Below are 19,047 nucleotides of genomic sequence, written 5' to 3'. Positions count from 1 at the left end.
GGCACATCAGTGCCAACTCGGCCGACGTGCGTGACGGCTCGGCCGACGCGGCTGACGCCTCGGCGCTAGCGGCGGGCGGTGACGTAGCAAGCGACGGCGGTGGCGGCGGCTACGTTGAGGGAGTCGATGCCGGCGGACATCGGGATGATGGCGCGGCGGTCGGCAGCCTGCTGCCAGCGCGGGGAGATGCCGTGGCCCTCGGAGCCCAGGACCAGTGCGACCTTGTCGACGCCCTCGACGGCTTTCTCGATGTCGACGGCGTCGTCGGCGAGGGTCAGGGCGACGGTGGTGAAGCCGGCAGCGGAGAGGGAGGGTAGCGCTTCGTACCAGTCCGGCAGGCGGGTCCACGGCAGCGCGAAGACCGCGCCCATCGCGACCTTGATCGAGCGGCGGTAGAGCGGGTCGGCGCAACGCGGCGCAAGCAGTACGGCGTCGAAACCCAGCGCGGCGCCCGACCGGAAGATCGCGCCGACGTTGGTGTGGTCGACGATGTCCTCGAGCACCAGGACCGAGCGGGCACCCTCGAGCACCGACTCGACCGACGGCAGCGGCCTACGCTTCAGCGACGCCAACGCACCGCGGTGCACATGGAACCCGGTCACCTCCTCGGCCGCCTTCTCGCTCATCACGTAGCACGGCGCATCCGTCGTGGCGAGCGTGTCGGCGAGCCCGTCGAGCCACTTCGGCGCCATCAGGAACGAGCGCGGCTCGAAGCCACCGGCCACGGCGCGGCGTACGACCTTCTCCCCCTCGGCCAGGAACAGCCCTTCCGAAGTCTCGAGGGACTTGCGCAGCTCGACGTCGCGCAGGTCGCGGTAGTCCGCGAGCCGGGGATCGTCGGGGTCGGAGATCTCGATGAGTTCAGCCATGGTCAGGCGACCTGCACCGAGTCCTTCATGTCCCCCGGCACTTCCTCGGGGAACGAAAGGACCAGGTGTCGCCCCAACGCTGTCGCGACCCGAGCCAGGGTGTCGATCCGGTTGCGCGCCCCTCCACCTTCCTCGAGGCGGGAGATGACCGACTGCGTCGTACCCATCCGCGAGGCCAGCTCGCGCTGACTCAGTCCTGCCTCCGTACGCAAGTCGTAGATCAACTGCCCGAGGGCGAGATCCTGCTCGACGCTGGCCCTCGTCTCGTCGGACGGGGCGGGACGCTCGGCCCGAACCTCGGACCAGCGGGAGTAGTTCGCCATGGTTGTCCTCCTAGGGATAGCGCCGGGCACACTCGGCCGCTGCCTTGCGGGCCCTGGCCACCTCGCCGCGCTCGTTGTCTCGTTGTTTGTGGAACGTCGTCAGAAGGATGATCCGTGCATCGTTCGTGAACCTGTAGGTGATCCTCCGAGCAGTCGACCCCAGGGTGAAACGCAACTCGAACAGGCCGTCCCCCAGGCTCCGCGAGAGCGGCATCCGAGCGCGAAATCCGAGATCGGCCAACCGATCCACGATCACCACGGCTCGACCCCACTCCTCATCGCTCAGAGCATCCAGCCACTTCACGACCTCGTCATGAAGCTCGACCTCCATGCTCATGATCGCATCCACGCGATCATCGCACAACTGCGATCATCACACGACGGTTCACCGCGCTGGCACAGCACAAGGCTCATGAGACGACCGTAGGAGATCACTCATGGCAACGAGTCGACGGCGCGCCGACCCGACCAGGCCTAGAAGAAGTCCGGGTGGGCGACGCGGACGACCTCGCCGACGACAATGATCGCCGGGGGCTGGACGTTCTGGTCGGCCAGGGTCTTCTCGAGGGTCTCGAGGGTCGCCAGGACCGTACGCTCCGTGGGCATCGTGCCGTCGCAGATGACCGCCACGGGGGTGCCGGGCTCGCGGCCACCATCGAGAAGAGCGGTCGCGATCGCGGGGGCGTTCTGGACGGCCATCAGGAGAACCAGCGTGCCACCGAGCTGAGCGACGGCGGACCAGTTGGTCAGCGAGGTGGGGTCACCCGGCGGGACGTGGCCGGAGATGACGGTGAACTCGTGCGCGACGCCGCGGTGGGTCACGGGGATTCCGGCGACGCCGGGCACCGTCACCGGCGAGGTCAGGCCGGGGATGACGTGGACCGGGACGCCGGCCTCACGGCAGGCGAGCACCTCCTCGAAGCCACGGCCGAAGATGAAGTTGTCGCCGCCCTTGAAGCGTGCGACCGCCTTCCCCGCCAGAGCAGCCTCGACGATTATCCGGTTGATCTCCTCCTGCTGGGCCGAGCGGCCTCGGGGGAGCTTGGCGACGTCGACGAGCTCGACGTCGGCGGGCAGCTCGGAGAGCAGCTCTCGCGGCGCCAGCCGGTCGGCGACGACGATGTCGGCCTCCATCAGAGCCTTGCGGCCGGCGACCGAGATCAGCCCGGGGTCACCCGGGCCGCCACCGATCAGGGTCACTCCGGGCACTCGCTGACGCTCGTGCGGAGCGATCAGGTCACCGGAGCGCAGCCCGTCGAGGATCCGGTCGCGTACGCCCGCCGAGCGCCGCGGGTCACGGTTGGCCAGCACGGCGATGGTCAGGTCGCCGTCCTGTCCGGTCGCCGGGGTCCAGGCGGTGGCCTGCGTGCCGTCGTCGGAGCGTACGCAGAAGATCCGTCGCTCCTCGGCAGCGGCCGAGATCTCCTCGTTGACGTCGGCGTTCTGGGTCGCGGCGATGACGTACCAGGCGCCGTCGAGCACATCGGCCGAGAAGCGGGCCTGGTGCCAGGTGATCTCGCCCGAGCCGAGCAGCCCCTCCAGGGCAGGGGTCAGCGACGGCGAGACGACCTCGACCCGCGCCCCCGCGGCGATCAGCGCCGGCACGCGCCTTTGCGCCACCCGGCCACCACCCACGACGACCACCCTCCGCCCCTCCAGGATGAGACCGGCGGGGTAGGGAACGGCATGCTCTGAACTCATGGGTACATCCTCGCCCAACACCGGGGCGCGGCCTGACAACGGGTCGATTCGCGGACTGGTGGCGCGTCTTGGAAGTTCCTGGATGCTTGGCGTCGTCAGGGTGCGTGCATCGCAAGGCGGCGTCGCGAAGTCATACCGGGCGTCTTCCGAGCGGTGCCAACGCGGCGAGGTGCGTGCCATGGCGGCGCGAAGCGCCTAGGAACTTCCGAGACGCGCCACTAGGTTGGTGGGCATGGCACTCGATCGTCCGGTCAAGCCGGATCCCTACTCGCTCATGCCCGCCCTCCCCTCCTTCACGCTGACGAGCCAGGACGTGACCGACGGCCAGCCGCTGAAGCAGGACCAGGTCTACGACGGTGGCAACACCTCCCCGCAGCTCAGCTGGAGCGGCGCGCCGGAGGGGACGAAGTCGTACGTCATCACCTGTTTCGACCCCGACGCGCCCACCCCCAGCGGCTTCTGGCACTGGGCCCTGGTCGACGTCCCTGCCGACGTGACCGAGCTGCCGGCAGGTGCCGGGGCCGGCACCGCCGAGCTCCCGGGCAAGGCGTTCCACGTCGCGACCGACTTCGGCACCAAGGAGTTCGGCGGTGCCGCTCCCCCGGCCGGTGACCAGGTCCACCGCTACTACTTCGTGGTCCATGCCGTCGGCGAGGAGACGCTGGGTGTGGACGACGGGGTGACCCCGGCCGTCGTCTCCTTCAACCTGGCCTTCAAGGCACTGGCCCGCGCCGTCGTGGTGGGCACCTACCAGCACTGAGTTCCGACGCGGGAGTCCTGAGGTCACCGGGTGACCTCAGGACTCCCACGTCATCCAGATGCCAGGTGGGTCAGCAGCGTCGGCGTACGCCGATGCTCGACGTCGGCGGAGAGGCCGAACGCGAGGAACATCTCGCTCAGACACCGCTCGAACTGCCGCCTGCCGCTGAAGAACCTGCTGATGATGGCGCGGTCGGGGAACCCTGCGTGGATCAGGCCCAGCACCTCGCTCTGGCGCATCGTCAGTCTCGCGATCGCGTCGGGATCGGCGTCGGGCGAAACCTCGACCATCCGAGAGATGACCTCCGGGTCGACGACGACCTCACCCGACGCCACCCTGCCGACGACGTCGAGGAAGTGCGGGATGGTGCGTACGCGGGACTTGCGCAGGTAGCCGAGACCGCCGGTGCCGGTGCTGGCGAAGACGGCGGCCGCGTAGGTCGTGTCGACCGAGTCGGCGAGCACGACGATGCCCATCTCCGGCACCTTCTCGTGCAGCCGGAGGGTGGCGCTGATGCCTTCGTCGTCCGGGCCCAGCCGGGCGTCGGTCACGACCAACGTGGGCAGCGTGTCGGTCGCGGCCTGGACGAGCGCCTCGGCGTCACCGGCGTCGGCGACCACCTGGTAGCCACCACGCGCGAGCAGGGCCGTGAGTCCAGCACGAAGAAGAGGCGACTCGTCGGCAACGACGACGCTCGGCTCATAGCTGGGCACAACGGCTCCGCTCGGTCCTGGGGGTAGCGGTCGAGACGCATTCTGTCGCACATCCTCGCAAACCCCCGGTATCTCGCGCCCGTGTTCACATCGGCAGCCGAAGGAAACCCCGCCCGGTCAGAACTCCGGCGGCCCCTCCGAGGCCCGCTTGAGCAGCGTCTCGAAGGACGTCGGGTTGGCGAACTCGTCCTCCACCAGCGTCCGGTGCGGCGCCGGGGAGGGCGTGCCGCCACCGACGGCCAGCAGGGCAGCCAGCTCGGCGGCGGCACGGTCGACCCGCTTGGGAAGCTCCGGGCCACCGGCGAAGTCCTCGGTGGCGGCGAAGACCCCGGTCGGGACGACCACCGCGTGCAGGTAGGTGAAGAGCGGCCGCAGCGCGTGCTCGAGCACCAGCGAGTGCCGGGCGGTGCCGGCGGTGGCGGCGATCAGGACCGGCTTCGCGTCCAGGACGCCCTGCTCGAGTACGTCGAAGAACGTCTTGAACAGACCCGAGTAGGACGCGGAGAAGACCGGCGTCACCGCGATGACGGCGTCGGCCCGGCGCACCTGGTCGATCGCCGACTGGAGCGCCGGCTTGGCGAACCCGGTGAGCAGGTTGTCGGTCAGCTCGTGGGCCAGGCCGCGGAGCTCGACGTGCTCGACCTCGACCTCCGCGCCCCGGGCCTGCACGGCCCGGGTCGTGGCGTCGCCGAGCATGTCGGCGAGCAGCTTGGTCGAGGACGGGACCGACAGCCCCGCGGAGACGACGACGATCCGGGTCACAGCTCCCCCTCGAGCACCTTGGCGACCTCCGGGTCGCTCAGGTCGCGGTCGGACGAGCCGGTGGCGGCGTCGCCCTCGGCGTAGACGGTCGAGTCCTTCGCGCCGCCGGCCTTCTCCACCAGGGAGGCGTGGGTCGGGGCGTCCGGGACGCCGGGCTTGCGCAGCTTCGCGAACTCAGCGCGCAGGGTCGGCAGAATCTCGCCGTAGAGGTCGAGCTGCTCCAGCACCGTCTTCAGCGGCAGACCGGCGTGGTCGAGCAGGAAGAGCTGACGCTGGTAGTCACCGACGTACTCGTGGAACGAGAGCGTCCGCTCGATGACCTGCTGCGGCGAGCCGACGGTCAGCGGGGTGGCCTCGCTGAAGTCCTCCAGCGAGGGGCCGTGGCCGTAGACCGGGGCGTTGTCGAAGTAGGGCCGGAACTCGTTGATCGCGTCCTGGGAGTTGTGCCGCATGAAGAACTGCCCGCCCAGCCCGACGATCGCCTGGTCGGCGGTGCCGTGGCCGTAGTGCTCGAAGCGCTGCCTGTAGAGCTGCACCATCTGCTTGGTGTGCGAGGCCGGCCAGAAGATGTGGTTGTGGAAGAAGCCGTCGCCATAGTACGCAGCCTGCTCGGCGATCTCGGGCGAGCGGATAGAACCGTGCCAGACGAACGGCGCGACGCCGTCCAGCGGCCGCGGGGTCGAGGTGTAGCCCTGTAGCGGCGTACGGAACCGGCCGGACCAGTCGACGACGTCCTCGCTCCACAGCCGGCGCAGCAGGGCGTAGTTCTCGACCGCCAGGTTGATGCCCTGGCGGATGTCCTTGCCGAACCAGGGGTAGACCGGGCCGGTGTTGCCGCGGCCCATCATCAGGTCGACGCGGCCGTCGGTGAGGTGCTGGATCTTGGCGTAGTCCTCCGCGATCAGCACCGGGTCGGTGGTGGTGATCAGCGTGGTCGCGGTGCTCAGGATGATGTTCTCGGTCTTGGCACCGATGTAGGCCAGCGTGGCGGTCGGGTTGGATGCGATGAACGGCGGGTTGTGGTGCTCACCGGTCGCGAAGACGTCCAGGCCCACCTCCTCGGCGTGCTTGGCGATCTCGACGGTCGCCTTGATGCGCTCGTGCTCCGTCGGGGTCCTGCCGGTCGTCGGGTCCATCGTGACGTCACCGACGGTGAAGATGCCGAACTGCATACCCATGGTTCCCTGCCCCTTTCGTGGACTCTTCCACGATAGTTGAAATCCGAACTACTCGGCAAACAGTTGCTGGATCAACGTTATTCCAGGAAACCCCTTGGCGTACGCAGGCCCCGTTGTGCCAACGTACGTCAGGTGTCCGGGGCGCTGCATTCACAGATGAGTCTGTACGCCGCGATCGCGACCAGCTCCTTTCGTCGCTACTCCACCTACACCGCGGCGACGCTCGCCGGGATCTTCACCAACTCGGTCTTCGGCATCATCCTCAGCTTCGCCTACCTGGCGCTGTGGGAGCAGAACCCGTCGGCCGGCGGCTACGAGGCCGACCAGGCGGTCACCTTCGTCTGGATCGGGCAGGCGCTGCTGATGACGATCGCGCTGTGGAGCGGCGGCTCGACCGACGACCTCGCCGAGCGGATCCGCAACGGCGACATCGCCGTCGACCTCTACCGTCCCGTCAGCGTCCTCGGCTGGTATCTCGCCGCCGACCTCGGCCGCGGGCTCTACCACTTCGCGACCCGGGGCGTGGCGCCGACGATCGTCGGTGCGCTGCTCTTCGGGCTGGTCATGCCCTCCCCCGCCGGCGCGGCCGGGTTCCTCGTCAGCGTCACGCTCGCGGTGGTGGTCAGCTTCGCCGTCCGCTTCCTCTTCGCCGCCAGCGCGTTCTGGCTCCTGGACGCGACCGGTCCACGGGTGCTGCTGAGCGTGCTGGCCACCTTCTTCAGCGGGCTGACGCTGCCGCTCAACCTCTTCCCCGACGGCCTGCGCCAGGTCGCGCTGGCACTGCCGTTCGCCTCCTACATCCAGACCCCGGCCGACATCTGGCTGGGCCGTCACACCGGGCTCGACATGCTCGCCGCGATCGGGCTGCAGGTCCTGTGGGCGGTCGTCCTCCTGGGCATCTGCGCGCTCGTGCTGCGTGCCGCGACCCGCAAGGTGGTGGTCCAGGGTGGTTGAGCACGTTGCTCACGCGGTGCGCGCCTACTGGCTCATCGCGCTGCTGTGGATCCGGGCGGCGATGGCCTATCCGCTCTCGTTCTGGACGATGACGGTCGGCGGCATCCTGATCACCTTCCTCGACTTCGTGGCGATCTGGCTGATGTTCAGCCACGTCGACACCTACGGCGGCTTCACGCTGCGCGAGATCGCCCTGCTCTACGGGGTCACCTCGATCGCGTTCCGGATCGCCGACATGTTGGTCGGGAGCGTGGAGAAGATCGGTCAGAAGGTGCGGAGCGGCGATCTCGACGCGATGATGACCAAGCCGGTCCCGGTGCTGGTGCAGCTGTGCGCCGACCGGTTCGAGCTGCGCCGGCTCGGTCAGATCGCCCAGGGCATCGCGGTCTTCGCGTGGGCGGCACCGATCGTGGACTGGAACCCACAGCGCCTGCTGGTGCTCGTGGTGGCGCTCGTCTCGGGTGTGGTCATCTACTTCTGCGTGTTCGTGATCTTCTCGACGATCCAGTTCTGGACCACGGACGCCTCCGAGTTCGCCAACGCCTTCACCTATGGTGGCAACACGATCATGCAGTATCCGATGACGATCTTCCCGCGCGAGGTCGTCCGGTCGCTGACCTACCTGCTGCCACTGGCGTTCGTGAACTGGTATCCGTGCCTGTTCCTGCTCGGCCGCACCGATCCGTACGGCGCCCCGGACTGGTTCCGGTTCGCCTCGCCCTTGGCCGCGCTGGTGCTGGTCGGCCTGACCGCGCTCGTGTGGCGCCAGGGGCTTCGTCGTTATCGATCCACCGGGAGCTGATGTGGCACTGATCGAGGTGCGGGACCTGTCCCGAGACTTCACGATCCGCAAGAGAGCGGGCCGGCTGAGACGTACGTCGGTGGTGAAGCACGCCGTCCACGACCTCTCCTTCGAGATCGACGCCGGCGAGATGGTCGGCTACATCGGACCCAACGGCGCCGGGAAGTCGACCACGATCAAGATGCTCACCGGGATCCTGGTGCCCTCCGGCGGGTCGGCGCGGGTGGCAGGCCTCGAGCCCTCCCGCCAGCGCCGGGAGCTGGCCCGGCGGATCGGGGTGGTCTTCGGGCAGCGTACGTCGCTGTGGTGGGACCTGCCGCTGCGCGACTCCTTCGAGCTGCTGCGGCGGATCTACCGGATCCCCGACAAGACCTTCCGCCGCAACCTCGAGGACCACGTCGCGCTGCTCGACCTCGGTGAGCTGATGGACACCCCGGTGCGGCAGCTGAGCCTGGGACAGCGGATGCGCGGCGACATCGCCGCGGCGCTGCTCCACGACCCCGAGATCCTCTATCTCGACGAGCCGACCATCGGTCTCGACGTCATCTCCAAGGGCCGGCTGCGGGAGTTCCTGCGCGCCCTCAACCACGAGCGTGGGACGACCCTGATGCTCACCACGCACGACCTGCAGGACATCGAGGCGCTGTGCGACCGGGTCATCGTCATCGACCACGGCACCGCCGTCTTCGACGGCCCCCTGCCCTCCCTGCGAGCCAACGGCGACGCCTCCCGCACCCTCGTCGTCGACCTCGTCGACGAGGCCTCCCCCATCGCCATCGAGGGCGCCCGGGTCGTCAAGGTCGAAGGCCCCCGCCAATGGCTCGCCTTCCCCGCCGGCGCCTCCGCCGCGCCCCTGGTCGCACAGGTCGCCGCCGCGTACGACGTCGCCGACCTGTCCATCCACGAGCCCGACATCGAGGACGTCATCCGGCAGCTCTACTCGCGCTGATCCCCCTGGTGGTATCAATCGTCTTGTGAGCACCGGAACCGACACTTCGCTCCTCGCCTTGGTCGAGCTGCGGCGTTGGCGTCAGGCCCGTCCCCTGATCGAGGCGCAGCTTGCCGTGCGCCCCCAAGATGCCGACCTTCTCGGGCTGCTCGCACAATGCCTCATCGGACTCGAGGACTATCGCGGTGCCCTCAGGGTCGCCAATCAAGTGATCGGCAGCGCACCGGACGCGGAATGGGGATACCTCATCTGCGCGATCGCCCTCGATGAGCTCGGCGGCCACTCCGAGGCGATCCGCGCCGCGTCCGAGGCCGTCCGGCTCGCGCCTGACAACTGGCGGACGCACAACATCTACGCCCAAGTCGCGTGTGACCTACCCAAGACCTTCGAGGATGCCGCCGCCTACCGATATGACGCTCACCGTGCCGCGGACGAAGCGGTGCGTCTCGCACCGAACGAGGCGGACGCACACTTCACCATGGGCGTCGTGTGCCAGAAGCGCGGCCTCACCCGCATCGCCCGGAAGGCCTACAAGACCACGCTTGCCCTCGATCCCGAGCACGCACCGGCACGCAACAACCTCACGACCATGACCAACCCGCTACTGCTCAGCAAGTCGGTCACCGGGTACGCACAGGCTCTTCGTCAGGCACCTGATCTCGAGGTCGCCAAGGAGAACATCGATCAGCTCGCCCAGTTGTTCACGTTGCCGCTGATGGCCATCTCGGTCGCCTTCTTCATACCCGGGTTCTTGCTCGTCATGACCGCTGACGGGCCGTCGATCTGGTCGGCTCTCGTCGGAGCCGGGATGATCGCGACCCTAACGGCGTACGTCGCCTACTTCTTCCGCTGCATCCCACGCTCCATCCGCGGCTACTTCGCCCGCCAGCTCGTCACCCCCGAGCAGCTTTGGTACGCAGCCCTGTGGGTGTGGGCGCCGATCGCAACCATGGTGGCCTGCTTCCTCCCCGTCGGCGAGACCATTCCGAGCCTTGCCGCCGTCGGGATGATCATCCTCGGGATGTGGGTCGGCATGCGTATCCTCGTGCTGGCGGCTCAGTAACGGGAATGCGGCTCGTTTCCTTGAAGTGGTATCAATCTGCCCATGCCCGACGCACTGATCGACAGCCTGCTCCGCGCCGTTGCGGCGTCGCCCGACGACGTCACCCTTCGACTGCACTTGGCACAGCTGCTCGTCGATGCAGGCCGGGGCCCGGATGCGATCGAACATGCCGCGACCGTGCTTCAGCAGGACCCAGCATCCGCAGAGGCCCGGGCGCTGATGGCGCGGGCGCTCGGCGGGCAGGCCGTGCCGTCGAAGCCAGCCGAACCTCGTAGTTCGACGGAGTTCGACTGGACCGCGGCGGCCGAGGACCTGGGCGATGTAGTGCCGCCGATGTTCGCCACGTCCTCCGCAGCGGAGTCAGAGGTGTCGGCGTACGACGTCGAGCGCTCCCGGATGACCCTTGCCGACGTGGGTGGGATGAAGGAGGTGAAGAAGCGACTCAACGCTGCGTTCCTGGCGCCGATGCGCAACGAGAAGCTGCGGACGATGTATCAGAAGTCCCTCCGAGGCGGTCTGCTTCTCTACGGTCCTCCGGGATGCGGCAAGACCTTCATCGCCCGAGCCCTGGCCGGCGAGTTGGGCGCTCAGTTCATCTCGGTCTCGATCGCCGACGTGCTGGACATGTATATCGGCAACTCTGAGAAGAACGTCCACGAGCTCTTCGAGACCGCGCGCGCCTCTGCCCCATGCGTGGTCTTCCTAGACGAGGTCGACGCCATCGGGCACAAGCGGAGCCGGCTCAACTCCGACGGGATGCGTACCGCCGTCAACCAACTGCTGACCGAGCTCGACGGCGTCCAGGCCAGCAACGAAGGGGTCTTCGTGCTCGCCGCGACAAATGCTCCTTGGGACGTCGATCCTGCCTTGCGGAGGCCAGGACGCTTCGACCGTACGTTGTTGGTGCTCCCGCCGGACCTGGAGGCACGTACCGCGATCTGGCAACTGCACCTCACTGAGCGTCCGGTGGCGGGGGTCGACCTCAAGCGCCTTGCCAAGGCGACCGACGGCTACACCGGCGCCGACATCGCCCATGCCTGCAACAGTGCTGCCGAGATCGCGCTGATGGAGGCCGCGGAGACCGGCGACGTCCGGATGATCTCTCAGGCCGACATCGAGGCCGCACTCAAGGACATCCGGCCGTCGGTCGGGCCGTGGTTCGAAACCGCCCGCAACATCGTGATGTTCGCAAACGAGGACGGTTCGTACGACGAACTGGCGAGATACATGCGGAAGAACCGCCGGCTGTGACCGACGACGTGCACGACATCCGGCGGGTCGGCGCTCGGATCGAGTCGCTGCTCGAACTGCGACGCTGGAACGAGGCCCGCCCGCTCGTCGAGACACTGTTGGCGCAGCAACCCGATGAGGCGGGCCTGCACGCCCTGCGGGCTCAGTGCCTGCTCGGCCAGGGCGACCACGCCGCTGCGCTCAAGGCTGCGAACCGGGTCGTCGCCCTCGCCCCAGAGGACGAGTGGGGCCATCGCCTCTGCGCCCTCGTGCTCGGAGAGTTGGACCTGGACCAGGAGGCGGTCCGCGCGGCCGACGAGGCGGTCCGACTGGCGCCCGACGAGTGGCGGACCCACAAGGTATTCGCCGAGGCGGCAATGGACGTGCCAGAGCGCTCACTCGACGCACTGCACGCGGCCTACGAGGCTGTGCGCCTCGCCCCGAACGAAGCCGTCAGCCACACGACGCTCGGGATCGTGGCGCAGTCGCGCAACGACTACACGACTGCGAAGGCGGCATACGAGCGGGCACTCGCCATCGATCCCAGCCAGTCCGCGGCACTGAACAACCTCACTGTGCTGCAGGGCACCGTCAACCTCGGGCGCGCCCTACGCGGCTTGGCGCAGTCTTTGCGCAGCGACCCGCACTCCGAGGTCGCCCGCCGCAACCTCGACCACCTGGCGGTGGCCTTTCCTCTGCGGCTCTACGCGGCCGCGGTGATGGCGCTCCTCGCCGGCCTGCTGATCGTGCGCATCTCCGATGGCCCGAACCCGGCGAGCTGGGCTGTCACACTCCTGCTCCTCGGTGGGATCGGCGCCTATTCCGTCCTGACGGCACGCGTTGTCCCCCGCTCGGTGCGCGGCTACTTCGGCCGCCGGCTCGTCGGCTCCTTCGGCGCCTGGTGGAACTGGTTCGTCTGCCTCGCCGGCGTCACGATCGCCGTGTGCACCTGCTTGCTCCCCAAAGGCGACGTCATCGGGATGATCGCTCTCCGGCCAATTCTGTTCGGCTCGGTGATCACCGCCGTCGTGTATGTCGTGGCCCGCGCCAAGACCTAGTCGGGTCGCGCATTGGCCACCTGGCGTAGCGACGAGATCGCACCTACCCAGGCACCAGCCTCGGGATGTACCCACCCAACGAGCTCAACTGCATCCTCCAGGTCTGCCAGCAGATCGCGGCGATGGATGGGCTCGTGATGGGCTGCCCGGTTACGGACCAGCATCAGGTTCACCAGGCGGCTTTCAACCTCCCGACGCCTCGTCCGAAGGTCTTCGGTCGCTCCTGGAAACGCCTTATGAAGCGAGGGAACCCACAACGAGGCGTGATAGCGCTGAGACATCAGGTAACGCCAGAAACCGAAGCTCAGTTCCGCGACCACCCGACCGTGCTGTTCCACTCTGCGCCCGCGCATCGTCGCTCTGGATCGTGCCTTCGCGACATCGTCGCGGCCACGTTGGTCGAGCGGGACGGTGCCGAGCCAGTCGCCGCGACCCTTGCGCTCTGCCCAGGAGACAAGCTGTCGGTCCAGGGCGTTGCGTACGATGACCTCGACCGTTCCCGTCGTCGCGATCACTGCTGATCCCGCGCTCATGTTCCACTCGTAGAGGCGCAGTGCACGACTCAGATCCTCATCACAGGCGCGCAGGTAGGAACCGAGCCTATCGGCCGTCAGGAGGTGGCGTAGCGTCGCATCCGTCCACTCGGCGGCGTTCGCGCCACTGACGTTTGACATCCCGCCGATCCCCCGTAGAGTTACTTGACGAAGACCCCGGAACGATCCCTGGCAGCAGCCACATCGCCGGGGTTTCGCCTTGCTCGGGCCCGTGCGACTGACCATAGGCCAGAGCACCGACAATCTCGGCTACTCGTCAAACAGCCGAACCTGATTCAGGACTCCATGCGGAGGACGGCGAGGTCGTCGGGCTGACGGGAGAGCTCGGCGAGGGTGTGGCGGAGGCGGTCGAGGAGGGACTCGATGGACGACGCGGCGACCACGGTGTCGGGGTAGCGGACGCGGACGGCGAGGCCGGCGTGGGTGCGGGAGAACCAGATCTGTACGTCGTCGGCCAAGGTCGAGGCGGAGATGTGCTGCGCGTCGCGGTCGAGGTGGGCCGAGCCGCCGGGGACGTGCCGGTAGTCGACCCAGGAGACGACGAAGACGTCGTTGCGGGTCTGCACCAGCGGCTCGGTGAGGGAGCCGAGGACCTGGTCGAGCGGCACCGACCCGAGGCGTACGCCATGACGGACCGAGTCGCCGGCCTCGGCCAGACCCAGATCGGTGAGCGAGGCCGGGACGGTGAGCGGGACTGTGGTGGTGTACCAGCCGATCGATCGGGTCAGCGGTTCTGCAGCGCGGGTGGAGACCGGCGCCATCGTCTCCAGCCGGTCACCGCCACCTAGGTCGGAGATCGCGGTGGCGAGGGCCGCGAGCACGGCGGCGTACGTCGAGGCGCCGCTGTTGCGGGCGCGGGCGCCGATGCGGTCCACCAGGTCTGCGTCGGCCAGCGGGGCCACAGCGGTGGCCTGGGCGGCCCTCTCCCCCGGCTCGAGGCCGAGCGGCAGCGGGAAGGTCGGCAGCCGGTGGCCGCGGCTGCCGAGGAACTCACCCCAGCCGCGCAGGAGCGGGTCGTCGGCGCCGACCCAGGCGGGGCCGTCGGCTCCGTGCTCGACGGCTTCGAGAAACGACCTCACCGGCGGCAGCGACGGCTCGTCGCCGCCCTCGGTGAACGTGGCGTAGAGGTGGGCGAGCTCCTCGACCGCGACCGCGACCGAGTGGGCGTCGCAGTGCAGGTGGTCCATGCCGAGGACGATCGTGGAGCGATCGGGGCGGGAGATCGCGGCCGGCAGGAAGGCCGGGTAGGCGAACGGCCCGCACCGCTCGTCGAGGGCGGCGTGCAGCGCGACGCGGGTCTCCTCGACGGTGCTGGTGTGGCCGACGGAGGTCACCGACCAAGTGAGAGTGCCGGGGTGGTGCCGGCGGGCCTGGAGCCCCTCGGACCCGGCGACGACCTCGAGCTGCAGGCTGCCGTGGCGGGCGAGGAAGGCGCGCCAGGTGCGGGAGAGCGCGACCGGCTCGATGGGTCCGTCGACGTCGAAGGCGGCGGCCAGCCAGACGGTCGGCGCTCCGGCCATCGCGCCGGCGAGATGGTTGCGCTGGTTGAGCGAGAGCTCGGCGGGCGCGCCGTGGGCGGGGGCGGAGAGGTCCCAGCGGAGCAGCGTGCCCGGCCGGGGCTCCCACAGGTCAGCGGTCGTGACCAGCATGTCCGGTCCCGATGATCTGGTCGGCATCTACGGGGCGCACCGGCAGGCCGAGATCGGCGAGCACGTCGTGGAGCGCCTCGAAGCAGGTCGCCACGGCCCGTCCGCCCTGCTCGGTGTCGGGGCTCTGGGTGGCCAGCTCGAATCGGTCGGCGAAGCGGTTGACCCACAGGCTGGCATTGGCGGTGCGGCCCTCGCCGGTGAAGTGCAGCCCGGTGTCGAAGGGGGTGGTCCCGGCGCCGGGGAACTTGCGTACGTCCAGGTAGGAGACCATCTGCGGGCTGGCCAGCTCGGTCGGCGCGAGCACGCCACCGGCGACCATCGCGCCCAGCGGCACGTGGACCGGGGTGCGGGCCAGCTCGCGGGCGGTACCGAAGGCCTTCTCCGCCGCGAGCACGGTCTCGGGGAAGGTCTCCCCCAGCGGCATCGAGACGGGGGCGAAGTTGCAGAACCAGCCGTGCGACGTCGCGGTCTGCTGCGACCGGGTGCCCAGCACGGTGATCGCCAGGTAGTCCGAGCTGCCGGTCAGGCGCTGCTCGACGTGGGCCAGGAGCGCGAAGACGCCGCTGGTGAACCGGCCGCCGGCGGCACGGCAGAGTTCCTCGAGCGAATCCACCGCCTCGCCCTCGAGCGCGGTCCAGGTCCGGATCCGGACCGGTGCGGTCTCCCCCGGGGCCAGCCCGAGGTCGACCGGGAACCGCGGCAACCGCCCGCCGTGGCGCGAGACGATGTCGACCCACTCGCGCACCGCCGGTGTCTCCGCGTCGCACTCGGCGGCGAGCTGCTGCTCGGCGGCTGCGTACGTCACGAAGCTGTCGGCCCCCGGCAGCTCTGGCGACGGGGCTCCCAGGGCCGCGGCATAAGCGGCGCCGAGCTCGGCCGGGACCATCAGCTGCGAGGCGCCGTCGGTGAAGGCGTGGTCGCAGCCCCAGAAGTAGGTGAAACCCTCCTCGCGCACGATCGCGCCGAGCACGAACGGCGTCCAGGAGTCGGGGCGGCACTGCTCGTCCCACAGGCTGACGAGCAGGTCCTGCCAGCCACCGGACCAGTCGGCCGGCGCCTCGACCTCGACTGCCTCGAACGCGATCGCCTCGACGGGCACGAGGTGTCGCTCCGGCCTGGCGCCGGAGAGGTCGAACCACGTGCGCAGCCCCTCGTGACGACCGACGAACGTGGTCAGCGCCTCGATGTAGGCCGCCTCGTCGAAGGCCACGTCGAACTCGCCGCAGGTCCCGGTCCAGGCACGGTGCACGCCGCCGGAGGCGACCTTGGCGCGGTAGGCGTTCAGGTGGTCGGCCTGCAGGAACGAGGGCGCTCCGGGAGAGACCGGAGCGGCATCCGCCGCCGCCTGGCACTCACGGGTCGGGCGCAGTACGACCACCCGGCCGGGTGCCGGTGAAAGCTCCGAGAGCGCCCCGATCCTCATGCCGTGCCCTCCAGCTCGGCCGTCTCGGGCTGCGCGATCTCCTCCAGGAGCCCGCTCATCCCGCCGATCAGGTCGCGCACGACCCGTTCGGCGGCGACGGTCTCGGGGTAGCGCGTCGAGACGTTGAGACCGTCCCGGTCACGCACGAGCCACAGGTAGACCTCGTCGTCAGCGCGGACGGGGGCCCGCAGCGTACGGGCGTCCCACTCGTTCCAGCGCTCGGCGCCGGAGATGAAGCGGGTGTCGACGAAGGTGACGACGAAGTGCGGGGCGTCGTCGACGCCGAGCAGGTCGGCGACCCGCGCGAACGGCTGCGGGACCAGCGGCTTCGCCGCGGCGAGCGCGGCCTGGACGCGGCCGGCGACCTCGGGCAGCGTGGTCGCGCCGGTGATGTCGAGGGTGATCGGGACGAGGCCGACGTACCAGCCGACCGCGGCGGCGTGCTCGGCGGTGTAGCGGGTGTGCATCGGCGCCACGAAACGCATCCGCTGCACGCCGTGCTGGGCCCGCAGGACATACGCCATCGCGCCCATCATCCCGGCCTGGAAGGAGACGCCGGCACCCTTGCACAGCTCGCCCAGGGCCCGGGCCTGACGGGGGTCGCCGAACCACTGCGAGAGGCTGGCCTGCGTCAGCGGCGACGCCGATGCGGGTACGTCGGTGATGCCCGTCACCGGGAAGTCGGCGAACCGAAGTCTCCCGTCGGGACCGGTCAGCCAGTCGCGCCAGACCCGCACCGACTCGCTCTCCAGCGACATCGCCTCGCCGGTGACCCGCTCCTCGGCGGCATGGTCGACGTGGCTTCCGGTGGTGGCCGCGGACAGCTCCGCGAACGGCTCGCCGGCCAGTGCCCGCTCGTAGAGCGAGGCGATCTCCTCGAACCAGAGCAGCTGGGAGTAGGCGTCCATGACGCCGTGGTCGGCGCCGAAGACCAATGTGAAGCCGTCGGCGTCGGCCACTGTCGCGAAGACGACGTAGGGCCAGGCCGACGGGTCGATGTGATCGGCGAGGAAGTCCGAGACGCAGCCCCGGGCGTCCTCGCCGTCGAACCGGCCGAGAACGGTGGTCGTCATCGATACGTCAGCGGCGGCGACCGCACGGCGCCGCCGGCCGGCAGGCCTCTCCTCGACGGTCCCGCGCAGCGCCTCGTGACGTCCGATCCAGGCGCGGAGCGCGAGGCCGAGCGCCTCTGTGTCGAGCTGCCCGTGCAACCGCATGATCGAGCCGATCCAGGAGCCAGCCTCGGCGGTGTCGAGGTGCAGCTCGTGGTTGTGGGACAGTCTGCGGTCGTCGTCGACCCAGGCGCTCGGCTCCGCGGTGGGGATCCACGCGGTCACCTCACCCGGGGGTACGTCGTACGCGGACAGCTCGGTGTACTCCATCGGAGGTGGAGTTCCTCTCTGAGGTGGGGGCTCATTGCGGCAAAACGCCATCTCGGGGACCCGAACGAACCTCAAGAACGCCGTAGCCCGAGAAGGCGACCAGCCTGGGACGACAGCGATGTCGTCCCACGTCGCGGCCTATTGTGCACACAGGTCCGCACCCGAATTCGACCGCCCCCGGACGTGGGAATCGCCACACTTCTTTATTGCCCCCGGGGGTTTACATGACGTATCAACTCCGATTGACTCCTCCCTCCGCGCGCGCTATCGCTGTGTGATCTCGCCGGGCCTCTGCCCGGCCGCCCGCCAATCTCGAGGACTCCCCCATGCCCGTTGCCACCCGTGCACCGATCGACAACTCCGGCCGTCTGCAGTTCGCCGACGACCTCTTCGCCCGCCGCCATCGCGGCCTCGGAAGTCCGATCGCCAACCAGTGGATCTGGCGGCTCAACAGCCCCTACGACGCAGACCGGCTGCGCTACATCGCGGCCGGACTGGCCGAGGGCGGGCTGTCGCGGAGGCTGCACCGGGCGAAGTTCCCGGGGGCTCGCGACCTGTGGACCAACGCCGACCGGGAGTCGATCGAGCTCTACGAGGAGATCCTCCCCGTCGCCGAGATCACCGACTGGCTCCAGGAGCGTCACAGCGACCACCTCGACCCGCATGAGGGCCTGACCTACCGGCTCACGGCCATCAACCTCGACGACGGCACCTCGGTCGTCTCGATGCTGCTCGCCCACGCGGTCGGCGACGGTGGCTCCGTCCTCGACGCCGTGTCCCGGGCCTCTCGCGGCGAGCCACTGCGGTTGCCACCCGCTCCCGCCAAGGGCTGGGATCGCCTCCGCGCCGAGGCCGCCGACAGTCGCGCCCAGTGGCGTGCCGTACGCGACTGGACCAAGGCCCGTCGCCAGGCGAAGAGGGACGGCACCGCCGCCCTGGCCACCAAGGCGCCCCGCGTCTACCCGGAAGCCACCCCGAACCCGACGCCCGAGGCCTGGCGGATGCCGCGGATGATCGCCGAGTTCGACACCGAGACGATGACGAAGATCGCCGCCGAGCACGGTGGCTCGACCAACGCCTGGTTCATCAACGTGGTCGCCGACCTGCTCGTCCGCATCGACCACGTGCCGGTCGACCGGGGCGACGTCCCGGTCTCGCTGCCGATGAGCGACTTCCAGCCCGGGGACGTACGCTCCAACTCGACGCGCGTGGCCATGGTCGAGGTGCCGCGCGACGTGCTCGACAAGCGCGACCTCGCCGCGATCAAGAAGCTCTCCAAGGCGGCCTACATCCGCCTCGGACAGGCCGGCCCGGGGCTGGTCCCGGTGCCGCTGGCGATGATGCAGATGCTGCCCGACGCCGTGCTCGACAAGCTCCCCCAGCCGCCGGCCGCGGCATGCATGGCCTCCAACCTGCCGCAGCTCCCCGACGACTACCGCTACGCGATGGGTGCGGACGTACGCCTCGTGGCCGGGCTCGCCGGCTACCAGAACGCGACCGCGCAGGATGCCTACGACGTCGGCGGCGGGATCATCTCCTGGTTGATCCAGTCGGGGCCACGTACGACGCTCAACCTCGTCGCCGCCGAGCCCGACCGCGTGCCCGACCTGGACTTCCTGAAGAGATTGGTCGTCGAGGAGCTCGGCTCGTGGGGTCTGACCGCCGAGGTGTGGTGAC

19 protein-coding genes are annotated in these 19,047 nt (G+C 69.3%); 8 read left to right on the top strand and 11 right to left on the bottom strand.

The annotated features are described in order from the left end of the window. Positions 1-65: 65 nt before the first annotated feature. From ABZU72_RS24500 to cobA, 4 genes are all read right to left on the bottom strand, one after another. Positions 66-869, bottom strand: a complete 804-nt coding sequence (locus ABZU72_RS24500) for an RNA methyltransferase (RefSeq protein ID WP_355021391.1) — start codon at positions 867-869, stop codon at positions 66-68. 2 nt (positions 870-871) lie between these two features. Next, positions 872-1,192, bottom strand: a complete 321-nt coding sequence (locus ABZU72_RS24495) for a helix-turn-helix transcriptional regulator (RefSeq protein ID WP_141805005.1) — start codon at positions 1,190-1,192, stop codon at positions 872-874. Between the two features lie 10 nt (positions 1,193-1,202). Beyond that, positions 1,203-1,541 carry a type II toxin-antitoxin system RelE/ParE family toxin gene (locus ABZU72_RS24490; RefSeq protein WP_355021390.1) on the bottom strand — a complete coding sequence of 113 codons (339 nt, stop codon included), beginning with the start codon at positions 1,539-1,541 and terminating at the stop codon, positions 1,203-1,205. Positions 1,542-1,666: 125 nt separating this feature from the next. Then, positions 1,667-2,893, bottom strand: coding sequence for a uroporphyrinogen-III C-methyltransferase (cobA, locus tag ABZU72_RS24485; RefSeq protein WP_355021389.1), 1,227 nt, complete (start codon positions 2,891-2,893; stop codon positions 1,667-1,669). Positions 2,894-3,125: 232 nt separating this feature from the next. Between cobA and ABZU72_RS24480 the strand changes: the two genes are divergently transcribed. Beyond that, entirely contained in the window at positions 3,126-3,653 is a 528-nt protein-coding gene (locus ABZU72_RS24480) for a YbhB/YbcL family Raf kinase inhibitor-like protein (protein WP_355021388.1), read from the top strand. Positions 3,654-3,703: 50 nt separating this feature from the next. Here the strand turns inward: ABZU72_RS24480 and ABZU72_RS24475 are convergent, their stop codons facing one another. The 3 genes from ABZU72_RS24475 to ABZU72_RS24465 all read right to left on the bottom strand — a co-directional run bounded on the left by ABZU72_RS24475 (position 3,704) and on the right by ABZU72_RS24465 (position 6,300). Then, on the bottom strand, positions 3,704-4,366 hold the full coding sequence (locus tag ABZU72_RS24475; protein WP_355021387.1) for a response regulator transcription factor: 663 nt from the start codon (positions 4,364-4,366) through the stop codon (positions 3,704-3,706). A 117-nt stretch (positions 4,367-4,483) separates the two neighbouring features. Beyond that, positions 4,484-5,128 carry an FMN reductase gene (locus ABZU72_RS24470; RefSeq protein ID WP_355021386.1) on the bottom strand — a complete coding sequence of 215 codons (645 nt, stop codon included), beginning with the start codon at positions 5,126-5,128 and terminating at the stop codon, positions 4,484-4,486. Beyond that, positions 5,125-6,300 (bottom strand): LLM class flavin-dependent oxidoreductase, encoded by a 1,176-nt coding sequence (locus tag ABZU72_RS24465; protein ID WP_355021392.1) that lies wholly within the window; start codon positions 6,298-6,300, stop codon positions 5,125-5,127. Before ABZU72_RS24465 ends, ABZU72_RS24470 begins: the two co-directional genes overlap by 4 nt. A gap of 162 nt (positions 6,301-6,462) precedes the next feature. Between ABZU72_RS24465 and ABZU72_RS24460 the strand changes: the two genes are divergently transcribed. Genes ABZU72_RS24460 through ABZU72_RS24435 form a run of 6 tightly spaced genes read left to right on the top strand, consistent with a single transcriptional unit; the run spans position 6,463 to position 12,362 of the window. Beyond that, positions 6,463-7,260 carry an ABC-2 family transporter protein gene (locus ABZU72_RS24460; RefSeq protein ID WP_355021385.1) on the top strand — a complete coding sequence of 266 codons (798 nt, stop codon included), beginning with the start codon at positions 6,463-6,465 and terminating at the stop codon, positions 7,258-7,260. After that, positions 7,253-8,062: an ABC transporter permease gene (locus ABZU72_RS24455; protein WP_355021384.1), complete on the top strand. Its 810-nt coding sequence runs from the start codon at positions 7,253-7,255 to the stop codon at positions 8,060-8,062. The genes ABZU72_RS24460 and ABZU72_RS24455 overlap by 8 nt, the downstream gene beginning before the upstream one ends. A gap of 1 nt (position 8,063) precedes the next feature. Beyond that, positions 8,064-9,011: an ATP-binding cassette domain-containing protein gene (locus ABZU72_RS24450; RefSeq protein ID WP_355021383.1), complete on the top strand. Its 948-nt coding sequence runs from the start codon at positions 8,064-8,066 to the stop codon at positions 9,009-9,011. Positions 9,012-9,036: 25 nt separating this feature from the next. After that, positions 9,037-10,074: a tetratricopeptide repeat protein gene (locus ABZU72_RS24445; protein WP_355021382.1), complete on the top strand. Its 1,038-nt coding sequence runs from the start codon at positions 9,037-9,039 to the stop codon at positions 10,072-10,074. A gap of 42 nt (positions 10,075-10,116) precedes the next feature. Beyond that, positions 10,117-11,325 (top strand): AAA family ATPase, encoded by a 1,209-nt coding sequence (locus tag ABZU72_RS24440; RefSeq protein WP_355021381.1) that lies wholly within the window; start codon positions 10,117-10,119, stop codon positions 11,323-11,325. Continuing rightward, on the top strand, positions 11,322-12,362 hold the full coding sequence (locus ABZU72_RS24435; protein ID WP_355021380.1) for a tetratricopeptide repeat protein: 1,041 nt from the start codon (positions 11,322-11,324) through the stop codon (positions 12,360-12,362). The genes ABZU72_RS24440 and ABZU72_RS24435 overlap by 4 nt, the downstream gene beginning before the upstream one ends. Here ABZU72_RS24435 and ABZU72_RS24430 read toward each other — a convergent pair. From ABZU72_RS24430 to ABZU72_RS24415, 4 genes are all read right to left on the bottom strand, one after another. Continuing rightward, positions 12,359-13,036 (bottom strand): hypothetical protein, encoded by a 678-nt coding sequence (locus ABZU72_RS24430; RefSeq protein ID WP_355021379.1) that lies wholly within the window; start codon positions 13,034-13,036, stop codon positions 12,359-12,361. The two genes, ABZU72_RS24435 and ABZU72_RS24430, sit on opposite strands and share 4 nt — an antisense overlap. 155 nt (positions 13,037-13,191) lie before the next feature. Next, positions 13,192-14,565, bottom strand: a complete 1,374-nt coding sequence (locus ABZU72_RS24425; RefSeq protein WP_355021378.1) for a condensation domain-containing protein — start codon at positions 14,563-14,565, stop codon at positions 13,192-13,194. Beyond that, complete coding sequence (locus ABZU72_RS24420) at positions 14,546-15,988, bottom strand: condensation domain-containing protein (RefSeq protein WP_355021377.1); 1,443 nt, start codon at positions 15,986-15,988, stop codon at positions 14,546-14,548. The genes ABZU72_RS24425 and ABZU72_RS24420 overlap by 20 nt, the downstream gene beginning before the upstream one ends. After that, entirely contained in the window at positions 15,985-17,370 is a 1,386-nt protein-coding gene (locus ABZU72_RS24415) for a condensation domain-containing protein (protein WP_355021376.1), read from the bottom strand. The genes ABZU72_RS24420 and ABZU72_RS24415 overlap by 4 nt, the downstream gene beginning before the upstream one ends. A gap of 326 nt (positions 17,371-17,696) precedes the next feature. Between ABZU72_RS24415 and ABZU72_RS24410 the strand changes: the two genes are divergently transcribed. Further along, a complete protein-coding gene (locus tag ABZU72_RS24410) occupies positions 17,697-19,046 on the top strand; it encodes a hypothetical protein (protein WP_355021375.1) in 1,350 nt (449 codons plus the stop codon). The last annotated feature ends 1 nt before the right edge of the window (position 19,047 follow it).

Source organism: Nocardioides sp. NPDC004968, assembly GCF_040608935.1.
GTDB lineage: Bacteria > Actinomycetota > Actinomycetes > Propionibacteriales > Nocardioidaceae > Nocardioides.
This window is presented reverse-complemented; position numbering and strand designations above follow the sequence as displayed.

Coding starts and splice junctions, on each gene's coding strand:
- ABZU72_RS24500 (WP_355021391.1), bottom strand. CDS start 869: ATGGCTGAACTCATCGAGATCTCCGACCCCGACGATCCCCGGCTCGCG.
- ABZU72_RS24495 (WP_141805005.1), bottom strand. CDS start 1,192: ATGGCGAACTACTCCCGCTGGTCCGAGGTTCGGGCCGAGCGTCCCGCC.
- cobA (WP_355021389.1), bottom strand. CDS start 2,893: ATGAGTTCAGAGCATGCCGTTCCCTACCCCGCCGGTCTCATCCTGGAG.
- ABZU72_RS24480 (WP_355021388.1), top strand. CDS start 3,126: ATGGCACTCGATCGTCCGGTCAAGCCGGATCCCTACTCGCTCATGCCC.
- ABZU72_RS24465 (WP_355021392.1), bottom strand. CDS start 6,300: ATGCAGTTCGGCATCTTCACCGTCGGTGACGTCACGATGGACCCGACG.
- ABZU72_RS24460 (WP_355021385.1), top strand. CDS start 6,463: ATGAGTCTGTACGCCGCGATCGCGACCAGCTCCTTTCGTCGCTACTCC.
- ABZU72_RS24440 (WP_355021381.1), top strand. CDS start 10,117: ATGCCCGACGCACTGATCGACAGCCTGCTCCGCGCCGTTGCGGCGTCG.
- ABZU72_RS24430 (WP_355021379.1), bottom strand. CDS start 13,036: ATGTCAAACGTCAGTGGCGCGAACGCCGCCGAGTGGACGGATGCGACG.
- ABZU72_RS24425 (WP_355021378.1), bottom strand. CDS start 14,565: ATGCTGGTCACGACCGCTGACCTGTGGGAGCCCCGGCCGGGCACGCTG.
- ABZU72_RS24420 (WP_355021377.1), bottom strand. CDS start 15,988: ATGAGGATCGGGGCGCTCTCGGAGCTTTCACCGGCACCCGGCCGGGTG.
- ABZU72_RS24415 (WP_355021376.1), bottom strand. CDS start 17,370: ATGGAGTACACCGAGCTGTCCGCGTACGACGTACCCCCGGGTGAGGTG.
- ABZU72_RS24410 (WP_355021375.1), top strand. CDS start 17,697: ATGCCCGTTGCCACCCGTGCACCGATCGACAACTCCGGCCGTCTGCAG.